Origin of the sequence: Ascidiaceihabitans donghaensis (assembly GCF_900302465.1) — a bacterium.
Classification (GTDB): domain Bacteria; phylum Pseudomonadota; class Alphaproteobacteria; order Rhodobacterales; family Rhodobacteraceae; genus Ascidiaceihabitans; species Ascidiaceihabitans donghaensis.
Window position 1 is genome coordinate 2,423,875 of sequence record NZ_OMOR01000001.1, and the last position, 16,435, is coordinate 2,440,309.

The following is a 16,435-nucleotide window of genomic DNA, read 5'->3' on the forward strand; positions in this document are numbered from 1 at the left end:
AATCTTCCCCGAAGGGTCGATTATTTAACAAGTGATACAGCCGCAACGTTTGCGATGCTCTCGATGCCGAACATATTCACACCAGGCAGCCATGCCACACCGATGATAAATGCGCCGCCCATCAAAAAGACCCAAAGCCTGCGTGATCCGCGCATTTCGACACCGCCGTTTTCTGCCCCGAAATACATAAAGAACACAATACGCAGATAATAATATGCACCGATGGCGGACGCCACCGCACTGACCACAACCAGCCAGACCAATCCCGCGTCCACACCCGCTTGCCACACGCCAAACTTGGCAAAGAACCCAAGCATGGGCGGCACACCAGCCAGTGAAAACAGCAAAACCAACATGGCAAGCGCTTTGCCCGGTTCACGTTTCGCAAGCTGGTTCAGGGCCGCGATGTCTGTGACCGGTTGTCCGTCGCGTTCCATCATCAGGATGAAGGCGAAGGTGCCGATGTTCATCGTCACGTAGATTGCCATGTAAACCAGCATCGCCTGAACACCCAATGCCGTGCCTGCCGCCAGTCCGATCAACGCGTAGCCCATGTGTGCGATTGATGAATAGGCCATAAGGCGCTTGATGTTGGTCTGACCAATCGCTGCGATAGCCCCCAGCAACATCGACAACACAGACAAAAGCGCGATGACCTGGCTCCAGTCTTGGACCGCAAGGCCAAAGGCATCATGCATCACGCGGGCGAACAACGCGATGGCCGCAACTTTCGGGGCTGTGGCAAAGAATGCTGTGATTGGCGTCGGCGCCCCTTCGTAGACGTCGGGTGTCCACATGTGGAACGGCACAGCGGACACTTTGAAAGCCAAGCCGGAAATCAGGAAGATCAAGCCAAACAACAGCCCAAGCGACACTTCACCGTGCACAGCCGTTTGTGCAATGCCGGAAAACAGCGTCGTGCCAGCATAGCCATAGATCAGGGAGGCACCGTACAACAACAAACCCGACGACAACGCGCCCAGAACGAAATACTTCAAGCCGGCCTCGGTTGAGCGTACGGAATCCCGGCGCAAAGATGCTATAACGTACAGCGCCAAGGATTGCAGCTCCAACCCCATGTAAAGCGCCATCAAATCACCCGCCGACACCATAACCATCATGCCCACAACGCTTAGCGCGACCAGAACCGGATACTCAAAGCGCAACAGTCCACGTGCTTTCATATAGCCTTCGGACATGATCAGCACAGCTGCAGCTGACAGCAAAATCATCACCTTGGAAAACCGTGCAAAGCCGTCGTCAACGAACATGCCACCAAAGGCCACATTGACGCCCTGCCCTGTCAAACCGATCCAGACCCCAAGGGCTGTCATGGCCACGGCCGTTGCCCAAACAAGGGCTGACGCCATGCCGTCTTTTCCAGTGTAAACCGCGCCCAGCAAGCCCAGCATCGCAAACAGCGACAACAGGATTTCAGGCAGGATAATGCTCAGATCAGCGGACATATGCCCCGCTCCTTTTAGTTTGAGGCCATCTGGCTTGCAGCATCCGCCGCGGCCAGTGCCGTATCGTAATTCGTAACCAGAGCGGCCACAGAGGGCCCGATGATGTCCAACACAAGTGCAGGATAAACCCCAAGCAACAAGGTCATGACCACCAGCGGTGCAAAAATCATGCGTTCACGGGTCGTCATATCCGTGATCGATTTCAAGCTTTCCTTGATCAGGTCCCCCATCACCACGCGGCGGTACAACCACAACGCATAGGCCGCAGAGAAGATGACGCCGGTTGTCGCCACCAAAGCCACCCAGGTGTTCACTTGGAACACAGCCATCAGCGTCAGAAATTCGCCGACAAACCCAGATGTGCCGGGCAAGCCGACGTTGGCCATGGTAAACAGCATAAAGATCATCGCATACGCAGGCATCCGGTTCACCAACCCGCCATAGGCGTCGATGTCACGGGTGTGCATCCGGTCGTAAATAACACCAACACACAAGAACAGCGCACCAGAAATAAAGCCGTGGCTGATCATCTGGAAAATCGCGCCATCAATGCCTTGCTGGTTGGCCGCGAATATCCCCATTGTTACGAAGCCCATGTGCGCGACCGATGAATAGGCAATCAGCTTTTTCATATCGTCTTGCACCAAAGCAACCAGCGATGTGTAGACGATGGCAATGGCCGACATCCACAACACCAACGGCGACAATACGTCAGATCCGACCGGGAACATTGGCAACGAGAAACGCAAGAAGCCGTAGCCGCCCATTTTCAACAAGATTGCGGCCAACACGACCGAGCCCGCGGTTGGCGCTTGAACGTGCGCATCCGGCAGCCAAGTGTGCACCGGCCACATCGGCATTTTCACTGCGAAACTTGCAAAGAACGCCAAGAACAACAGCGTCTGTAGCCCGCCCACAATCTGCACACCCAGAATGCTAAATGTCTCGAATGCGAACTCATGGTTCAGTAGCACTGTGATGTCTGTGGTCTGGGCATCGGCATACATGCCGACCATCGCGACCAGCATCAAAACAGACCCAAAGAACGTGTATAGGAAGAATTTGAAGCTGGCATACACACGGTTCGCCCCGCCCCAAATGCCGATGATCAGGAACATCGGGATCAGACCTGCCTCAAAGAAAAGGTAAAACAGAACCAGATCCAGCGCCATGAAAACGCCCAGCATCAGTGTCTCAAGCAGCAAGAATGCAATCATGTATTCTTTGACGCGGCTTTCAACATTCCAAGATGCTGCAATGACCAGCGGCATCATAAATGTCGTCAGCATCACAAACAGCAAGCTGATGCCATCGACACCCATTTTGTACTGTAGCCCCATCAGCCAGTCGGCCTGTTCGACAAACTGGAAGCCGGTGTCGTTCACATCGAAACCGAACAGGATAAACAAAGACACAACAAATGTGGCCGAAGTCGCAAACATCGCAGCCATCTTGGCGTTGCGATTGGCGGCTGCATCGTCTCCGCGTAGAAACACAGCCAAAATCAAAGCTGCAAGAGCCGGGATAAAGGTGACAATGGAAAGAAGGTTATCCATTAGTGCGCTCCTCCGCTGAGCGTCATCCATGTGACGAGTGCTGCGATGCCGATCACCATGGCGAAGGCGTAAGTGAAAATGTAACCCGATTGCGCACGTCCTGCGAGGCGCGTGAAGAACGGGATGATCCCCATAGCGATGCCGTTGAGGCCGCCGTCAATGACGTTTCCGTCGCCACGCTTCCACAAGAACCGTCCGATGGCTTTGGCCGGACCGACAAACACGACATTGTAAAGTTCGTCAAAGTACCACTTGTTCTTGAAGAACAAGTACAATGGGCGTTGGTTTTCGGCCAAACGTCCCGGCAGCGTCGGGTTCCAGATATAGAACCACATTGCCATGATAAAGCCGCCCAACATCGCGACAAACGGCGATACTTTGACCCAAGCCGGCACATTGTGTGCATCATCCAGCACTGTATTGTCAGGTGCAAAGTACAAGGCCCCTTCCCCGGGCGCCCCTGCAAAAGCGTAGTGGTGTTCGGCTTTTTCGTCACCGTGTGAACCTGCGTCACCGTGATCTTCTTCCGCGCCCTCGACCTTGGTGTCGCCATGCGAGGCAGCTTCCTCATAGGGGATGCCGTAAAAATCAGCGACGTAATTCGTATGCCCGAAAAACGGCTTGAACCAGATCATGCCCGCAAAGATCGCACCGAGGCTTAGAACACCAAGTGGGATCAGCATCACCATCGGGCTTTCATGCGCGTGCTCGTGGGTATGCTTGTCGCCGCGCGCTTCGCCGTAGAATGTCAGGAACATCAGGCGCCAAGAATAGAAAGATGTCATGGCAGCCGCGATCACAAGCAGCCAAAATCCATAAGACGACCCACCCGCATAGGCGCTTTCGATGATGGCATCTTTAGACAAGAAGCCCGCGAAACCGTAATGCGTCAGTGGAATACCAACACCAGTGATCGCCAAAGTCCCGATCATCATCGCCCGGAATGTCCACGGTATCTTTTTGCGCAAACCGCCGTAGTTGGTCATGTCCTGTTCGTGGTGCATGGCATGGATCACCGACCCTGCCCCCAAGAACAACATCGCTTTGAAGAACGCGTGTGTGAACAGGTGGAACATGGCCGCGGAATACATACCGACGCCAGCGGCCACGAACATATAGCCCAATTGCGAGCAGGTCGAATAGGCGATCACGCGTTTGATATCGGTTTGAACCAAGCCAACAGTTGCAGCAAAAAACGCCGTCGTCGCACCTATGACGGTGACAAACATCATCGCCTCAGGGGCAAATTCCATCAACGGCGACATGCGGCAGACCAGAAACACACCGGCGGTGACCATGGTTGCGGCGTGGATCAAGGCAGACACAGGCGTCGGCCCCTCCATCGCGTCTGGCAACCAAGTGTGCAAGAACAATTGGGCCGACTTGCCCATCGCACCGACAAACAACAAGAACGCAATCACATTGGCCGCGTTCCAATCGCGCCACAAGAAGGTCAGTTGCTGCTCGGCCAAATCTGGGACGGCTGCGAACACTTGGTCAAAGCTGATGCTTTGCGTCATGAAATACAGTGCGAAGATGGCCAGCAAGAAGCCGAAATCGCCAACCCGGTTCACCACAAACGCCTTGATAGCCGCGGCATTCGCAGTCGGTTTGCGGTAGTAAAAGCCAATCAGCAAATAAGAAGCGACGCCCACACCTTCCCAGCCAAAGAACAGCTGCAGCAAGTTGTCGGCCGTCACCAGCATCAACATCGCAAAGGTAAAGAACGACAGATACGCAAAAAAGCGTGGCTTGTAGCTTTCGCCATCACGCCACTGCGGGTCATTGGCCATATATCCAAAGGAATAGAGGTGCACCAACGCCGAAACCGTTGTGATCACGATCAGCATGATCGCCGTCAAGCGATCGAGACGGATCGCCCAGGATGTGTCAAGCAAACCGCTTTGGATAAAGCGCAGGATCTCGATTTGCTGCGTGGCACCGTCGAACGTCAGGAAAACAACCCACGACAGGGCAGCAGCCAAAAACAGAAAGCCTGTAGCGATCCACATCGCTGCGGCCTCGCCAAAAACGCGCCAACCAAAGCCACATAGAAGGGCACCAACAAGTGGCGCGAAAAGGATAGTGGTTTCCATGATCTTTAACCCTTCATCACGTTGACGTCTTCAACCGCAATGGTGCCACGGTTGCGGAAGAAACAGACCAGAATGGCAAGGCCAATGGCAGCTTCAGCGGCAGCCACGGTCAGCACAAACAATGTAAACACCTGTCCCACCAGATCGTCGAGAAAGCTGGAAAATGCAACGAGGTTGATGTTCACAGCCAGCAGCATCAATTCGATGCTCATCAATAGGATGATCACGTTCTTGCGGTTCAGAAAGAGCCCAAAAATGCCAATGACAAATAGCGTCGCCGCCACCGTCAGGTAATGTTCTAGTCCGATCATGTCTTTCCCTCGGTCATTTCTTGGCACCCGCGCTTTCGGGGTAATGTAACTTGCATCCACAAAACGCATCAAAGCGATCTTTGTGACGTTGATTTTTGTTCAGGTCATTTGCATCAGCCGTGGTTTTGAACCCGTTCGCAGCAGCGAACTGAACAAGACCGGCCACAGAACCGATACCCGACACATCCAGTGCACCTTTTGGCGGCAAATGCGCTGAAATCGGCAGTGTTTCTCCACAACTTGTCTGTTCGTCTTGCGGTGGGCTCTTGGCCCAGACAATTGCAGATGTGGCAGAGGTGCAGTCCACAACAGCCATTCCACTTGCGAAAAAAAAGCTAAGCTCTTGCGACACAAGTCCGTTGCCTTGATCGACAGCGTCTTTCCCGGCGCCCATGTCATTTGCACCGGCGTAGTAAAAGGAACAGGTGTCAGAATGTTTAACCCGCTTGTTCCAGTCCGGCTGTGCAATAGAGCACGCCAAAGCAGGCACAGCCCCTACCAAGGCCGCCAAACCGCAGGATATGAAAGACAAGCGCACGGTCATGGTTTTGCTTACAACCCCTGCCCCGGTTTGATGTCTTTCAGTTCCATCGCCTTCGCCGGGTCGCGCATCATCTGTGCCACCACATCCTGACGTTTAACATCCGTCCGGTGGCGCAGGGTCAAGACAATTGCACCGATCATCGCAACCAGCAGGATCAGCCCGGACAGTTGGAACAAAAGGAAATATTGATCATACAAGATCAGGCCGAGGGCTTCGGTGTTGTGGCGGTCAACCGGAGTAACCTGTGCGCGCAACCCTTCCGCGGCCGCGTTGCTTTCCCAAGCCCCGAATGCGATCACGAATTGCATCAAAATTACCAAGGCAATCAACAAGGCCAGCGGCATGTATTTCGCCATTTCGGCCTTTAGTTCTGCAAAATCGATGTCCAACATCATGACCACGAACAAGAACAGAACCGCAACCGCGCCTACATAAACAATGATCAGCAACATGGCGACAAATTCAGCACCAAGAAGGACAAACAGTCCTGCCGAGCTGAGGAATGCCAAAATAAGCCACAACACGGAATGGACGGGGTTGCGGCTTACAACTGTAAAGAAGCCCCCCGCAACAACCGAAATCGCAAAAAGGTAAAAGGCGAAGACGCTCATGATTTGTCATCCTTTGTGTCGGACTTGGTTTCGGCGGTGACCTCTTGGGCCAATTGCAACGCTTTGGTTACAGCAGGCATTCCGGCAAAAGCCGTCATCATTCCAATGGTTTCACTGATGTGTTGGTCGGTGGCGCCTGCCTCTTTGGCGTGGCGCATGGTCTGGCGAATGGCAACGGCATTGTCGGCGCCCTGAATGGTTAAGCCTGCAAGGGTCAGCAACAGTTTTGTACGTGCGTCCAATGCGCCTTCGTTCAATGCGTTGCCGAACATGCTTTCCATCATGTCCTTGGGCATAGTGCCCATCATCTTTTCAAAACCTTCGGGCGTGAAGGCGTCCATGGCCGGCATGTCCTTGGCCATTTTCTGCATCTGCGCCATCATGTCGGCGAACGGATTTTTGGGGTCGGTCATGTCAGTCCCCGCAACCTAATCTCAAGGCCTTCGATTTCCGCGTCCCATGCGCTTTGATCACCTTCGGCCCAAAGCTCTTGCAGTTCGGAGTTGTCGGCATTCACCCGGGCAAGCGCTTGCAGAGCCAATGGAATCAAATCGCGATCCTGCGTGACGTCGTCGATATGCTCCAGAAGCGTCTCGGAATTGTCAGTGCCCATTTCGGGATGTGCAGCGCCAAAACACACAGCGACGATTTCGGCTGCGACTCGGGCAGGAATGCCTTCGTCATAGTCCAAGGTGTCACCAGCCGTGGTTTCGACAGCCGCCGTTAACGCCCCGCGCACAGCCTCAACGCCACCAGACGTGTAGTCATCCTCGATCCAATCGAGGCTGGTGTCGTCTTCAAATATGCTTACGCCCCAAGCGCCCATGGTGTTAGCCCTAGCCTTCAGCGATACGGCGCGTCGAGTTCGAGATTACGCGCAATCTCGGCCTCCCAACGGTCGCCATTGGACAGCAATTTGTCCTTGTCATAATACAGTTCTTCGCGTGTTTCCGTGGAAAACTCGAAGTTCGGCCCTTCGACAATCGCATCCACAGGACAGGCTTCTTGGCAAAAGCCGCAATAGATACACTTTGTCATGTCAATGTCGTACCGCGTTGAGCGGCGGCTGCCGTCATCGCGTGGTTCAGCGTCGATCGTGATGGCTTGTGCCGGGCAAACTGCTTCGCACAGCTTGCAGGCGATGCAACGTTCTTCACCATTGGGATAGCGACGCAGCGCATGTTCGCCCCGAAAACGCGGGCTTAACGGGCCTTTTTCATGTGGGTAATTCAACGTCACCTTGGGGCGAAAGAAGTGCTTCATACCCAGTTTGAAACCCAGCCAATAATCCTGCAGCAAGAAGTACTTGGCGGCACGTGTGTAATCAATCTGTGTCATGATCAGCCTCCTACGGCCCAACGGGCATAGACACCCCAGAACCAGTCAAATTTGGCAGCAAAGGCCACGAAAACAACCCACGCGAGAGAGAACGGCAAGAAGACCTTCCAACCCAATCGCATCAATTGGTCATAGCGGTAGCGCGGTGTGATGGCTTTCACCATCGAGAAGAAGAAGAACACCAAGCCGATTTTGGCAACCATCCAGAAAATGCCATCAGGCAAGCCCGGGATGGGCGACAACCATCCACCAAGGAACATCAGCGAAATCAACGCACACATCAAAACAACGGCCACCAATTCACCGATCATGAACAACAAGAACGGTGTTGATGAATATTCGACCTGATAGCCTGCAACCAATTCGGATTCAGCCTCGGGCAAGTCAAATGGTGGACGATTGGTTTCGGCCAAGGCGCTGATAAAGAACAAGATCAGCATCGGGAAATGCGGCAGCCAGAACCAGCCCAGTAAACCCGCACCAGTGTCTTGCGCAGCAACAATTTCGCCGAAGTTCAAAGAACCTGCGCTAATGACGACACCGATGATGATCAGGCCGATTGAAACCTCGTATGAAATCATCTGCGCCGCAGATCGCAAAGATCCAAGGAACGGATATTTGGAGTTGGACGCCCAGCCCCCCATGATCACCCCGTAAACTTCAAGTGAAGACACGGCGAATACGTATAAAATAGCCACGTTGATCGAGGACAACACCCAGCCGTCGTTGAACGGGATCACAGCCCAGGCAATCAGCGACATCACAAGCGTGACCATCGGCGCCATAAAGAAAACCGCTTTGTCTGCGCCCGCTGGCACAACGATCTCCTTGACGATGTATTTGCCAAAGTCTGCGAAGCTTTGCAGCAAGCCAAATACGCCAACCACGTTGGGTCCGCGGCGCATCATAACTGCGGCCCAGATTTTACGGTCCGCATACATCAAGAAGGCCAAGGCCAGCAAAAGCGGGACGACAACAAGCAAAATTTGTCCAACAATCGTCAGCAAAATGCCCAATGTGGTGTTCATAAAGAAGTCAGCCATAGGTCCTCACACCGTCGGTATTCCCTTTTCCACACAAGCGGCAGTCACGACTTCAGCGTCGATCGTGCGCAACCCGCGCGGCAAGGATGGCGAAATGGTGTAAACAGCATCTGCACGCCACACGCCACCCTCCTCATTTACATTTGTGCGCACATGGCGCGCGAAACCCCAGCCACGGATCAGTGTATACTGGGCGGCTGCACATTCGGCATAGTTATCAACGTCTTTGGACGACAGGGCATTCGTCATCGCCACTTTAAATTGTACAAGATCATCATCCAAAAGCGCCGTTTCCACCCCGAGGTAATCCGGAATGAACTGTTCCGCCGTGGGAACAGGGTCGCAGGCCGTCAAGGTCGCTATTGGTATGATCGCCAAAAGCTTCATTCTGCGGCAATCGCCTCTGTCTGGCGGGCCTTTGCCCCTGCACTTAGTTCAGCCATCAGCTGGCTGGCACGCGCAATCGGGTTTGTCAGATAGAAATCTGTAACGGCTGCGCGGAAGTCCGCCTTGCCCAAATCGCCCGCGGCCTCGGCGACCCAGCTGTTTTCAGGAACAACATCTATGTCCCCCAGATGCGGCACGTCTTTGACCAAAGCAGCGCGCAGTTGGGCCACGCTGTCGAAGGGAAGTGTTGCATTCAGTTCAGCGCTAAGTGCACGCAAAATGGCCCAGTTTTCCTTGGCTTCACCGGGCGCAAACCCCGCACGCTGCGCCAATTGAGGACGTCCTTCGGTGTTCACGAAAATCCCGGGTTCTTCTGTATAGGCAGCACCCGGCAAGATGATGTCGGCACGATGTGCACCGCGGTCGCCATGGCTGCCTTGATAGATTACAAATGGGCCGTCAGCAACGTCCACTTCATCCGCACCAAGGTTGTAGATCACCTCGGCTTGCGACACGCCGTCCATGCCAGCGTCGTTTGTCGCCCCCACGTCCATGGCACCTACGCGGGATGCAGCGGTGTGCAGCACCATCAATTTGGACTGTGCCGCTTCGGCCATAGACATCACAGTGCCCAAGACAGCAGCCCCGTCAGCTTCATTCAAAGCGCCCTGCCCCACAATAGTGATGCCTTTGACGCCTTGTTTGTCAGAATGGTCCATCGCAGCCAATTTGGACAATGCCGCGCGGTCCGTTCCGATGTGCTCCACATCATAGGTCAAATCCGCTGCTTCGCCAATCATTGCGACTTTTGCACCACGCAGCCACGCTTTGCGGATACGTGCATTCAATACAGGCGCTTCAAGACGCGGGTTTGTGCCAACCAGCAAAATCATTTCGGCGTCGTCGATGTCTTCGATGGTGGCTTGCCCCGCATAGCCCGCGCGGTTGCCCGCAGGCAGCTTGGCGCCATCGGTGCGGCATTCAACAACACCGCCCTGCCCTTCGATCAATGCCTTCAAAGCGTAGGTGGCTTCGACCGACGCAAGATCGCCCACCAGACCGGCAAGCTTTTTACCTTTCATCGCTGCTGCAGCGGCAGACAAGGCTTCGGGCCAGGTCGCTTTGCGCAACTTGCCGTTTTCGCGAATGTAAGGCGTGTCCAAGCGCTGGCGGCGCAAGCCGTCCCAGACAAAACGGGTCTTGTCGGAAATCCATTCTTCGTTCACGCCATCATGGTTCAACGGCAAGAAACGCATGACTTCGCGACCTTTTGTGTCAACGCGGATGTTGGATCCAAGCGCATCCATTACGTCGATGCTTTCGGTCTTTGTCAGTTCCCAAGGACGCGCCGTGAAGGCATAGGGTTTCGAGACGAGTGCGCCGACAGGGCACAAATCAATGATGTTGCCTTGCAAGTTGCTGTCGAGGGTTTCGCCCAGATAGGAGGTGATTTCAGCATCTTCGCCACGGCCTGTTTGCCCCATTTGGGCAATGCCTGCCACTTCGGTGGTGAAGCGCACACAGCGGGTGCATGAAATGCAGCGCGTCATATGGGTTTCGACCAACGGGCCAAGATCCAGATCATCCGTCGCACGTTTGGCTTCGCGGAACCGGCTGAAATCGACGCCGTACGCCATGGCCTGATCCTGCAGATCACATTCGCCGCCCTGATCGCAAATCGGGCAATCCAGCGGGTGGTTGATCAGCAAAAATTCCATCACGCCTTCGCGGGCTTTTTTGACCATCGGCGAATTGGTTTTGACTTGTGGGGCCTGACCTTCGGGACCGGGGCGCAAATCGCGCACCTGCATGGCGCATGAGGCTGCGGGTTTTGGCGGCCCCCCGACAACTTCGACCAGGCACATGCGGCAGTTGCCGGCAATCGTCAGACGTTCGTGGTAACAAAACCGCGGGATTTCCACGCCTGCTTGCTCACAGGCTTGGATCAGGGTCATTGCCCCATCCACTTCGATCTCGGTGCCGTCGATGTTAACTTTGCGAAGGTCGCTCATGCGTCAATTCACCCTGAGTAACGAACCAATAAGGCTCGATTTTTCGATTTCGGCGCGGCCAAGCGCGCAATATGTTTCTGGTTGATCCGGAACCACACCATTGGCGGCCAGATATGCCTTGCCTTCTTTCCTGAGACGCGCCTTCTCAGTCGGGGATTTGCGATACGCGTCGATCTCTGCGTCCGAATACCCCATGTCACGGGCCTTATCGCGCAAACCGTTCACAAACCTCAAGGCCTTCAAGTACCTTGGAGAGATTTCTGAGCAGGTTTTTCGTATTTCATCCGCCAAACCCACAGCCAGTAACGCATCGTCAATGGCATCAACGTCGCGCAGGTTCGGTTTTGCGACCGCAGCTCCGGCCATAACGCAAACAATGGCGGTGATTTGCACAAGTTTATTCATCACATATCCCTTTCGCGGACAGTGGCTGCGCAAAATGCGTCAACCTGCCCACAGACATGGGAAAGAGACATGCTGTTATGCAATAACAGGCAGTCCCAAGCAGCAAAAATGCTCCGTATGTGAAACTCAGTGTCACTCTACGCAGGCTCCGCGCAAAACAAGTTTGTCACCTTCAATACGAAGCTGTTCGTTCGGGCTGTCCGGGCCGATGACCCATGTTTTGTTGGATGTTCCGAACTGTTCGATGCAATACCGTGTGGCCTCATAGCGGCCGGCTTCTTTGGCGCCATCCAAAGAAGACGACACAGGGCCGATTGTTACAGTGAACTGGTCGCGCTGTTTGTCGACCTTAGAAAGTTTGGCACGAAAGAATTGGCCATCAAATGCAATCGCATCTTCTTTCTTGTTGCAGGCTGCCAAAGTTGCGGCGACTGCAAGTATGCCCAAGGAATACTTGACCATCATCCCGACACCTCAATCAAATAGCTACCCATAACAGTCCCCTCTTGGATTTCAGCCCGGCCCGCCGCGCACACCGCATCAGCGGATGGATTCTGCAGACCGTATTTCGTAACAAACGCGTCCTGACGTGACGCCAGTGCATCGGTTGCATCTTCCATGCCGGTTTGTTCTGCAGTCATGGTAAATCCGTCTTCCTCAAGCCGCGCGATCACGTCGCCCGTGGCCTGTGCCACCCGTGGTAAATTTACACTTAGCGTCGGACAGGCAAGCGCGAGTTGCTGTGCGGTGGTCGTATCGATCAGAGCGTCCAAATAGTACTCAGGCGCAGGGCGTTCCGACGCAGAAACCGCACCGGTCACCACGCCAAACGCCACCACAGCACATATGAACGATGTGCCGTTCACTCTGCGGCCACCGCGCTGACGCGCCCCGTGCGTTTGTGTTTGATGCGGTCTTCAATTTCGTCACGGAAGTGCCGGATCAGCCCCTGAATGGGCCATGCGGCCGCATCACCCAAAGCACAAATTGTGTGGCCTTCGACCTGTTTGGTCACATCAAGCAACATGTCGATTTCTTCTGGCTCTGCCTCGCCTGTAACCAGACGGTCCATCACACGCATCATCCAGCCGGTGCCTTCACGGCACGGCGTGCACTGGCCGCAGCTTTCGTGTTTGTAGAATTTGGACAAGCGCCAGATTGCTTTGATCACATCCGTGGAATTGTCCATGACGATGACAGCTGCAGTGCCAAGACCGGACCGTTGCTCGCGCAAATAGTCGAAGTCCATGATGGCGTCGCGCATGTCTTTGCCCGGGATCATCGGCACCGAAGATCCGCCCGGGATCACAGCCTTCAAATTGTCCCAACCGCCGCGAATGCCACCACAATGGGTTTCGATCAGCTCTTCGAAACCAATCGACATGGCCTCTTCGACGACACAAGGATTGTTGACGTGACCGGAAATAGCAAACAGCTTTGTGCCTGCATTGTTGGCCCGACCGAAGCCTGAAAACCATTCTGCCCCGCGGCGCAGAATGGTTGGCACAACGGCAATCGATTCCACGTTGTTCACGGTTGTCGGGCAGCCATAAAGACCTGCGCCAGCCGGAAATGGCGGCTTCATGCGTGGCATGCCTTTTTTACCTTCAAGGCTTTCCAACAGCGATGTTTCTTCGCCGCAAATGTAGGCCCCTGCACCGTGGTGCAAGTACAGGTCAAAATCCCAGCCGGATTTCGCGGCGTTCTTGCCCAAAAGACCAGCATCATAGGCTTCATCAATGGCCGCTTGCAGGGCCTCTTTTTCGCGGATGTATTCACCACGAATGTAGATGTAGCAGGCGTTTGCATTCATGGCGAAGGACGCAATCAAGCAGCCTTCGATCAACGTGTGCGGATCATGGCGCATGATCTCGCGGTCTTTGCAGGTGCCCGGTTCGGATTCGTCTGCATTCACAACCAGATAAGACGGGCGACCGTCGCTTTCCTTAGGCATGAAGGACCATTTCAACCCAGTCGGGAAGCCTGCACCACCCCGCCCACGCAGACCGGATTTCTTCATCTCGTCGACGATCCAGTCGCGGCCCTTTTTGATCATGGCCGCTGTGCCATCCCAGTGGCCACGCGCTTTGGCGCCTGCCAATGTACGATCATGCATGCCGTACAAGTTGGTAAAGATGCGGTCCTGGTCCTTCAGCATAACGCTAACCCTTGTCTGTCTGGCGCTGTCGCCAGATTTTAAAAACGATCCAAAGTGCTGCGCCGAAACCGGCGAGCGTGGCTAAGTCCATCAAGGCACGGGTCCGGTTGGACCAGCCGAAATAGGAACCTGCCAAATTCGCGCAAAGCCAAAATATGCCCAATCCGGCAATTACCAGCGCAACACGCTGTCCTGCTTTTGTGGTTGTGTCTTGGCTTTGCACAGTTTTGTTTAGCGTTTAGTAAACGCCACCTTTCTTAACCTTGTTCGAGAAGTCGGTCGTCCCGCCTTTTGCCAAAACTTTGGCTTGTTTGGTCCACTCGTCCCGCTCGATGCGGCCTTTGAACTTTAAGCGGCTGTCGACCCATTCGATTTCTTTTTTGCGCCAACCGGCGACTTGATCGAAGTGGTAAAAGCCAAGTTCGTTTAATGTCTTTTCAAGGCCCGGCCCCACACCTTTGATCTGTTTGAGATCATCGGCCGCGCCGCCTCGTGCGGCGGTCAGGGTTTCAGGCTTGCCGTCCGCTGCAACCGGCGCACGTTTGGCCGCCGCAGGTTTTGCAGCGCTTGCAGGTTTTGCAGCTGCCGATTTCTTGGCCGGCGCTTTGTCCGCGGTGGCTTTTGCAGTGGTTGCCTTTTTGGCAGGCGCTTTTTTGGCAGGTGCTTGTTTTTTCGCAGCAGCCTTTGTCTCAGCGGCCTTTGTCTCAGCCGGTTTTGCATCTGCCTTTTTCGCCGCCGGCTTTTTCGCAGCCGCTTTCTTGGCCGGAGCTTTGGCCTTGGGCGCGTCTTCCACCGGCTTTTCGTATTTGTAAGTGCCCTTGCGTTCTGCAAGTTCCTTTGTGCCTTTCAGCTCTGCAGACGGTTTTATTACTGCGGCTGTGCTGGCGGTTGCTGCCGCTGCAACCGCAGCAGGCGCCGTATTAGCGACAGACGTGTCTGATGCTGTTTCGGTGTCAGACGTAGCTGCATCTGCGGCAGGTGCTGCGGCTACAGGCGATGTAGCAGCGCTTTGCGATGCGGTGGTTGGGGCAGATGCTACAGTGTTCGCAGCATTTTGTGCCTGAGCGCGGGCCAAAGGCGTTTCGGCTTCGGACTGTGCACCCGGTGCGGGGAGCGGTTTGCACATCACCAAACTAAGAAGCAAACCCGCAACAATGAATATGACAGCACCGATGAAGGCTGCCTGCATAAAGGTCCATCCGCCGATAAACATCAGCAAAATCAATGCCAGCAAGCCGCCCAAAGCAGCAACCAACCAACACCCTAAGGCGCAGCCCATACTTCCTTGATTGTTATCCATAGTCGTCCCTCTCCCGTCTTTTTATGTTCGTATTATTTTTTATAGATACCGTCTTTTTTTGCACGTTGGGAAAATTCTGTTTCTTCGCCTGCCGCCAGGGCGCGGGCCTGATCCACCCAAGTGTCACGGGTCACGCGACCTTTGAAACCGGCAAGGTTCTGATCAACCCAAGACACTTCTTCCGACGTCCATTTGGAAATCTGGTCGTAGTGGAAAAACCCTAAAGAGTTCACCAAAGCCTCAAGTTTTGGTCCAATGCCTTTGATCAGCTTCAAATCATCAGCACCGGCTTTGCGCGGAGCACTCATGGTTCGGGGCTTTTTACCAGGTCCGGACGCGGCAAGATCCGGGTCTGCCGGCGCGGCTGCAGGTTCAGATGGTTTGGGTTTTGCGATGGATTTCTTTTGAGACGCAGGCGCCTTGGAAACTGCTGGCGTTTTCGCCACTTTGGCTTTCGGCGTCGTTGAAGTATTGGCGGCCTTGCCCAGCCACGGTGCAACCAAAGGCACTTCTGTGCCGTCAATCCGCTTAACCGTGTCACCAATATCCGTCGCAAGTTGAACGGACGCATTGTACTGAGTTTTGCCGCTGTCGAAGTCTTTCAAGCTTGTTATGCCCGACAAAGGCTCGGACGCATAGCGGCCATTTTGCGGCCCCGGCGTGGGCACTTTACCGTCGGCCAGTTCCTCCAGAATTTCTGTGAAGCGGGCCGTTGTCAGATCCTCGTAATAGTCTTTGCCGATCTGCGCCATTGGTGCGTTTGAACAGGACCCAAGACATTCCACTTCTTCCCACGAGAACTTGCCATCTTGTGAAATCTCGTGCGGTTTGGCGGCGATCTTTTCTTTGCAAACACCGATCAGATCCTCGGCGCCGCAGATCATACAGGACGTGGTGCCACAAACCTGAATATGTGCCACTGTTCCAACAGGTTGCAATTGGAACATAAAGTAAAAAGACGCGACTTCGAGACCACGGATATAAGCCAAGCCAAGCATATCCGAGATGTGCTCAATGGCCGGCCGTGTCAGCCAGCCTTCCTGCTCTTGTGCACGCCACAACAAAGGGATGATCGCCGAAGCCTGGCGTCCTTCGGGATATTTGGTAATCTGCGCTTCAGCCCATGCCTGGTTGGCTGGGGTAAAAGCGAAACTGTCTGGTTGGTCTTTGTGCAAGCGGCGGAGCATTAGATTTTACCTTGATGCGTG

19 protein-coding genes are annotated in these 16,435 nt (G+C 54.4%); all 19 read right to left on the reverse strand.

Features of this window, described 5'->3' with window-relative positions; genetic code table 11:
- Nucleotides 1-20: 20 nt before the first annotated feature.
- Complete coding sequence (nuoN, locus tag ASD8599_RS12075) at nt 21-1,466, reverse strand: NADH-quinone oxidoreductase subunit NuoN (protein ID WP_108828768.1); 1,446 nt, start codon at nt 1,464-1,466, stop codon at nt 21-23.
- Nucleotides 1,467-1,480: 14 nt separating this feature from the next.
- On the reverse strand, nt 1,481-3,022 hold the full coding sequence (locus ASD8599_RS12080; RefSeq protein ID WP_108828769.1) for an NADH-quinone oxidoreductase subunit M: 1,542 nt from the start codon (nt 3,020-3,022) through the stop codon (nt 1,481-1,483).
- The gene (gene nuoL / locus ASD8599_RS12085) at nt 3,022-5,118 is read right to left on the reverse strand and encodes an NADH-quinone oxidoreductase subunit L (RefSeq protein WP_108828770.1); all 2,097 of its coding nucleotides are present in this window, start codon (nt 5,116-5,118) and stop codon (nt 3,022-3,024) included. Before nuoL ends, ASD8599_RS12080 begins: the two co-directional genes overlap by 1 nt.
- A gap of 5 nt (nt 5,119-5,123) precedes the next feature.
- On the reverse strand, nt 5,124-5,429 hold the full coding sequence (gene nuoK, locus ASD8599_RS12090) for an NADH-quinone oxidoreductase subunit NuoK (protein ID WP_039686350.1): 306 nt from the start codon (nt 5,427-5,429) through the stop codon (nt 5,124-5,126).
- Nucleotides 5,430-5,442: 13 nt separating this feature from the next.
- On the reverse strand, nt 5,443-5,973 hold the full coding sequence (locus tag ASD8599_RS12095; RefSeq protein ID WP_108828771.1) for a hypothetical protein: 531 nt from the start codon (nt 5,971-5,973) through the stop codon (nt 5,443-5,445).
- An 8-nt stretch (nt 5,974-5,981) separates the two neighbouring features.
- On the reverse strand, nt 5,982-6,584 hold the full coding sequence (locus tag ASD8599_RS12100; RefSeq protein ID WP_108828772.1) for an NADH-quinone oxidoreductase subunit J: 603 nt from the start codon (nt 6,582-6,584) through the stop codon (nt 5,982-5,984).
- A complete protein-coding gene (locus ASD8599_RS12105; protein ID WP_108828773.1) occupies nt 6,581-6,997 on the reverse strand; it encodes a carboxymuconolactone decarboxylase family protein in 417 nt (138 codons plus the stop codon). Before ASD8599_RS12105 ends, ASD8599_RS12100 begins: the two co-directional genes overlap by 4 nt.
- Complete coding sequence (locus ASD8599_RS12110; protein WP_108828774.1) at nt 6,994-7,410, reverse strand: DUF4259 domain-containing protein; 417 nt, start codon at nt 7,408-7,410, stop codon at nt 6,994-6,996. The genes ASD8599_RS12105 and ASD8599_RS12110 overlap by 4 nt, the downstream gene beginning before the upstream one ends.
- Before the next feature lie 17 nt (nt 7,411-7,427).
- Nucleotides 7,428-7,922, reverse strand: a complete 495-nt coding sequence (gene nuoI / locus ASD8599_RS12115) for an NADH-quinone oxidoreductase subunit NuoI (protein ID WP_108828775.1) — start codon at nt 7,920-7,922, stop codon at nt 7,428-7,430.
- 2 nt (nt 7,923-7,924) lie between these two features.
- A complete protein-coding gene (nuoH, locus tag ASD8599_RS12120; RefSeq protein ID WP_108828776.1) occupies nt 7,925-8,965 on the reverse strand; it encodes an NADH-quinone oxidoreductase subunit NuoH in 1,041 nt (346 codons plus the stop codon).
- Nucleotides 8,966-8,971: 6 nt separating this feature from the next.
- On the reverse strand, nt 8,972-9,352 hold the full coding sequence (locus ASD8599_RS12125; RefSeq protein WP_108828777.1) for a hypothetical protein: 381 nt from the start codon (nt 9,350-9,352) through the stop codon (nt 8,972-8,974).
- Complete coding sequence (gene nuoG / locus ASD8599_RS12130; protein WP_108828778.1) at nt 9,349-11,364, reverse strand: NADH-quinone oxidoreductase subunit NuoG; 2,016 nt, start codon at nt 11,362-11,364, stop codon at nt 9,349-9,351. The genes ASD8599_RS12125 and nuoG overlap by 4 nt, the downstream gene beginning before the upstream one ends.
- Before the next feature lie 3 nt (nt 11,365-11,367).
- Nucleotides 11,368-11,769 carry a DUF5333 domain-containing protein gene (locus ASD8599_RS12135; RefSeq protein WP_181364477.1) on the reverse strand — a complete coding sequence of 134 codons (402 nt, stop codon included), beginning with the start codon at nt 11,767-11,769 and terminating at the stop codon, nt 11,368-11,370.
- Between the two features lie 132 nt (nt 11,770-11,901).
- Nucleotides 11,902-12,234, reverse strand: a complete 333-nt coding sequence (locus tag ASD8599_RS12140; protein WP_245926024.1) for a hypothetical protein — start codon at nt 12,232-12,234, stop codon at nt 11,902-11,904.
- Complete coding sequence (locus ASD8599_RS12145) at nt 12,231-12,635, reverse strand: DUF5333 family protein (protein WP_108828780.1); 405 nt, start codon at nt 12,633-12,635, stop codon at nt 12,231-12,233. Before ASD8599_RS12145 ends, ASD8599_RS12140 begins: the two co-directional genes overlap by 4 nt.
- Nucleotides 12,632-13,927, reverse strand: coding sequence for an NADH-quinone oxidoreductase subunit NuoF (gene nuoF, locus ASD8599_RS12150; RefSeq protein ID WP_108828781.1), 1,296 nt, complete (start codon nt 13,925-13,927; stop codon nt 12,632-12,634). Before nuoF ends, ASD8599_RS12145 begins: the two co-directional genes overlap by 4 nt.
- A 4-nt stretch (nt 13,928-13,931) precedes the next feature.
- Nucleotides 13,932-14,150 carry a DUF5337 domain-containing protein gene (locus tag ASD8599_RS12155; RefSeq protein ID WP_108828782.1) on the reverse strand — a complete coding sequence of 73 codons (219 nt, stop codon included), beginning with the start codon at nt 14,148-14,150 and terminating at the stop codon, nt 13,932-13,934.
- Between the two features lie 15 nt (nt 14,151-14,165).
- Nucleotides 14,166-15,227, reverse strand: coding sequence for an NADH-quinone oxidoreductase subunit E (locus tag ASD8599_RS20430; protein WP_245926025.1), 1,062 nt, complete (start codon nt 15,225-15,227; stop codon nt 14,166-14,168).
- A 32-nt stretch (nt 15,228-15,259) separates the two neighbouring features.
- Nucleotides 15,260-16,414, reverse strand: a complete 1,155-nt coding sequence (locus ASD8599_RS12165) for an NADH-quinone oxidoreductase subunit E (RefSeq protein WP_108828783.1) — start codon at nt 16,412-16,414, stop codon at nt 15,260-15,262.
- Between the last annotated feature and the right edge of the window lie 21 nt (nt 16,415-16,435).